The organism is Brevundimonas sp. (assembly GCF_032107865.1).
GTDB lineage: Bacteria > Pseudomonadota > Alphaproteobacteria > Caulobacterales > Caulobacteraceae > Brevundimonas.
Genome location: NZ_DAMCNG010000039.1, coordinates 14,225 through 18,139, shown reverse-complemented (window position 1 = coordinate 18,139; position 3,915 = coordinate 14,225). Strand labels below are relative to the sequence as shown.

Here is a 3,915-nt window from a genome sequence, read left to right as displayed (position 1 = left end):
CGGCCGTTCTCATTCCAGCGCAGGCCGCGACGTTGAGCGGCGGTCGGGGTGCTGGGCGACTGGGCGGCGATGTCGGTCAGGCTGACAGCAGGGGCGCGGCCGCGCGTCTGTGCAGCGGCGTCGGTCGCCGCCCCGGCCAAGGCCAGGGCGCCCACGCTTGCAGCGATGACGGCGACGAAACGCATTTCACCCACCCTATGGATCGCTCGTTTTCTGCGGCGACCCTTGTTGACGACCTCAGAGCGCGCCTGAACGAGCCGCGTCTGATCTGGGGATAAGATATGGACTGCATTCCTACGGTCAACGCAACGTGGCCCTATGGCATAGGTTCCAGGCGACTCCGGCGCGGGCTGTGGCGCCCTTGTCACGCAGAAGGGCCGGACCGAGGCCTCTATTGGTCGAGTCTGATGCCGGATCGCCTTGTCATCGCCCCTTTTCGCCGTGTTATAGAGCGTTGCTGACGCGAGTGTGCGTGGGCGTCGCTAGGCGACGTTCCCTCATGCGGCGTCAAACCCTTTCACGGAGATCACGGAATGGCTCTTGTTCGCGGCGCTGCGGTCGCCCTGATCGCCTCGGGCCTGCTGCTCGGGGGCTGCTCCAGCCTGCCGTTCGGCGGCTCTAAGGCCAAGGCGCCCACCATGGAGTCCCAGCTAGGCATCGGCGTGAACGCCTATCTGTGGCGCGCCACCCTGGACACCCTGTCCTTCATGCCGCTGACCAGCGCCGATCCCTGGGGCGGCGTGGTGAACTATGACTGGTACGTCAATCCGCAGGCGCCGAACGAGCGCTTCAAGGCGACCGTCTTCATCCTGGATCGCCGCCTGCGCGCCGACGCCCTGAACGTCGCCATCACCAAGGAAGTCAAGGACGCCGCCGGCGCCTGGGTTTCCGCCCCGGTCGCGGCCCAGACCGAAACCGATCTGGAGAACGCCATCCTGACCAAGGCGCGCCAGCTCAACCTCGCCAACGCGGCCCGTCGCTAAAGACCGTCCGCGCCCTCACCTTTCGTCTTCAATGCGTCCTCAGGCCCGCCTCAAGCTTCGCGCCTGAGGCGCCGCCTCAGGATACGCCGTGGCCCGTTACGAGCCTAAGACCGCCGAACCCCGCCAGCAGGCCCGATGGGCTGCGGCCGACGCCTTTTCGGTGTCCAACGCCGACACCGGCCGTCCGAAATACTACGTCCTGGAGATGTTCCCCTATCCCTCGGGCAACATCCACATGGGCCACGCCCGCAACTATGTGATGGGCGACGTGGTGGCGCGTCACAAGCGGGCGCAGGGTTTCGACGTCCTGCACCCGATGGGCTGGGACGCCTTCGGCATGCCGGCCGAGAACGCGGCCATGGAGCGCGGTGTCCACCCCGGCGACTGGACCTGGTCCAACATCGCCACCATGCGCGACCAGCTGAAGCTGCTGGGCCTGTCGCTGGACTGGTCACGTGAATTCGCCACCTGCGACCCCGACTACTACGGCAAGCAGCAGGCCTGGTTCCTGGAGCTGTTCAAGCGCGGCCTGGTCTATCGCAAGGATGGCGTGGTCAACTGGGATCCGGTCGACAACACCGTTCTGGCCAATGAGCAGGTCATCGACGGACGCGGCTGGCGCTCGGGCGCCGTGGTCGAAAAGCGCAAGCTGAACCAGTGGTTCCTGCGTATTACTCAGTATGCGGACGATCTGATCGACGGTCTGGCCGAGCTGGAAGGCCGCTGGCCCGAGAAGGTCCGCCTGATGCAGGAAAACTGGATCGGCCGATCCAAGGGCCTGCAGATGAAATGGGCCTGGTCGGGCGCCGCCCCGGCCGGTTTCGACAATGGGCTGGAGATCTACACCACCCGCCCGGACACCCTGTTCGGCGCCAGCTTCATGGGGCTTGCTCCCGATCATCCGATCTCAAAGCAACTGGCGGAGGCTGACCCCAAGGTCGCCGCCTTCGTCGCCGAATGCCGCAAGGGCGGCGCCAGCCAGGCCGACATCGAACAGGCCGAGAAGATCGGCTGGGACACGGGGTTGAAGGTCATCCATCCCTTCACCGGGGCCGAGGTTTCGGTCTGGATCGCCAACTTCATCCTGTCCGACTACGGCACGGGCGCCATCTTCGCCTGCCCGGCGCATGACCAGCGCGACCTTGACTTCGCCCGCAAATATGACCTGCCGGTGATCCCGGTCGTCCGCCCCGAAGGCGCGGGCGACGACTTCGCCGTGGCGGACGAGGCCTATACCGGCCCCGGCTCCATCTTCCATTCCGACTTCCTGAACGGTCTGGACATCGAGGCCGCCAAGGCCGAGGCCATCCGCCGCATCGAGGCCGCCGGAACGGGCGAAGGCGCGACCATCTATCGCCTGCGCGACTGGGGCGTCAGCCGCCAGCGCTACTGGGGCTGCCCCATCCCGGTCATCCACTGCGAGACCTGCGGCGTCGTGCCGGTTCCGGCCGACCAGCTGCCGGTCGAACTGCCCAAGGACGTCACCTTCGACGTGCCGGGCAACCCGCTGGACCGCCACCCGACCTGGAAACACGTCAACTGCCCGTCATGCGGCGCCGCCGCCCGGCGCGAGACAGACACGCTCGACACCTTCGTCGACAGCTCCTGGTACTTCGCCCGCTTCGCCGATCCCAAGGCGGCCGAGCCGATCAACAAGGCCGCCGCCGCCAAATGGCTGCCGGTCGATCAGTACATCGGCGGCGTCGAACACGCGGTCCTGCACCTGCTCTACGCCCGCTTCATCACCCGCGCCCTGTCGGACGCCGGTCTGATGGACGTGAAGGAGCCCTTCGCCGGCCTGTTCACGCAGGGCATGGTGATCCACGAAACCTATTTCGACGGCCATGAAGACAGCGGCAAGCCGCGCTGGGTCGAGCCGTCGGACGTCCGCATCGAGACCGTGGACGGCCAGCGCGTCGCCACCCGCCTGTCGACCGGCGCCCCGGTGACGATCGGCGACATCGAAAAGATGTCCAAGTCCAAGAAGAACGTGGTCGCGCCGCAGGACATCATCACCGCCTATGGCGTGGACGCCGGGCGTCTGTTCATCCTGTCCGACAGCCCGCCCGAGCGCGATATCCAGTGGTCGACCGGCGGGGTCGAAGGCGCCGCCCGCTTCGTCCAGCGCGTCTGGGGCGAATACGCCGTCTTCGACGCCGCCGCGCCCGCAAACGCCGATGTCGACGCCGCCCTGACCCGCGAGACGCACAAGGCCATCAAGGCCGTCAGCGAGGGCGTCGAGCATTTCCGCTTCAACTCGGCCGTGGCCAAGCTCTACGCCTTCCTGGCGACCATCCGTCAGCACGACAGGGCCGGCGCCGAGGCGAAGAAGACCGCCCTGTCGACCCTGGCGCGGCTGATGGCGCCCTTCACCCCCCACCTGGCTGAGGAAGCCTGGACCCAGTTGGGCGAGGCCGGAATGGTCCTGGACGCGCCGTGGCCTGTCTATGACCCGGCCCTGGCCGCCGACGACCAGGTCACCCTGCCCGTCCAGATCGGCGGCAAGCGTCGCGGCGAGGTCGTCCTGCCGCGCGGATCGGACAATGCGACGGTCGAAGCCGCCGCCCTCGCCAATCCGACGGTTCAGGCCTACCTTGCCGCCAACAACCTCAGCGTTCGCAAGGTGATCGTGGTGCCTGACCGTATCGTCAATCTGGTGGCCGGCTGATGCGTCGGCTGGCCCTGCTCGGCGTCCTGGCGGGCGCAAGCCTGCTGTCCGCCTGCGGCTTCACGCCCATGTACGGCGAGACCGGCGTCAGCGGCGGCCTGTCGCGCATCGCCGTGACCACGCCGGACGACCGTCTGGGCTATCGCCTGCGCGAGCAGTTGGAGGACGCCTTCGGCCGCGACGGCGCTCAGGCGCCTCTCTATCGCCTGGCGACCGAGGTCGAGCAGAGCCGTCGCCCCCTGGGTCGTCGCATCGACGACACGG

General features: G+C 67.5%; 2 protein-coding genes and 2 pseudogenes. 3 read left to right on the top strand and 1 reads right to left on the bottom strand.

All coding sequences use genetic code 11. The annotated features are described in order from the left end of the window. Positions 1-185, bottom strand: a pseudogene (locus RT567_RS05620) (hypothetical protein); the annotation flags it as partial. 348 nt (positions 186-533) lie between these two features. Here RT567_RS05620 and RT567_RS05615 point away from each other — a divergent pair. The 3 genes and pseudogenes from RT567_RS05615 to RT567_RS05605 form a co-directional block, all read left to right on the top strand. Next, the gene (locus tag RT567_RS05615) at positions 534-983 is read left to right on the top strand and encodes a DUF3576 domain-containing protein (RefSeq protein WP_313574923.1); all 450 of its coding nucleotides are present in this window, start codon (positions 534-536) and stop codon (positions 981-983) included. An 88-nt stretch (positions 984-1,071) separates the two neighbouring features. Continuing rightward, positions 1,072-3,651 carry a leucine--tRNA ligase gene (gene leuS / locus RT567_RS05610; protein WP_313574921.1) on the top strand — a complete coding sequence of 860 codons (2,580 nt, stop codon included), beginning with the start codon at positions 1,072-1,074 and terminating at the stop codon, positions 3,649-3,651. After that, positions 3,651-3,915: pseudogene (locus RT567_RS05605) on the top strand (hypothetical protein); the annotation flags it as partial. The gene leuS and the pseudogene RT567_RS05605, both read left to right, overlap by 1 nt.

What these genes read in the sequence shown, in the direction of transcription:
- RT567_RS05615 (WP_313574923.1), top strand. Translation starts at nt 534, where the DNA reads ATGGCTCTTGTTCGCGGCGCTGCGGTCGCCCTGATCGCCTCGGGCCTG.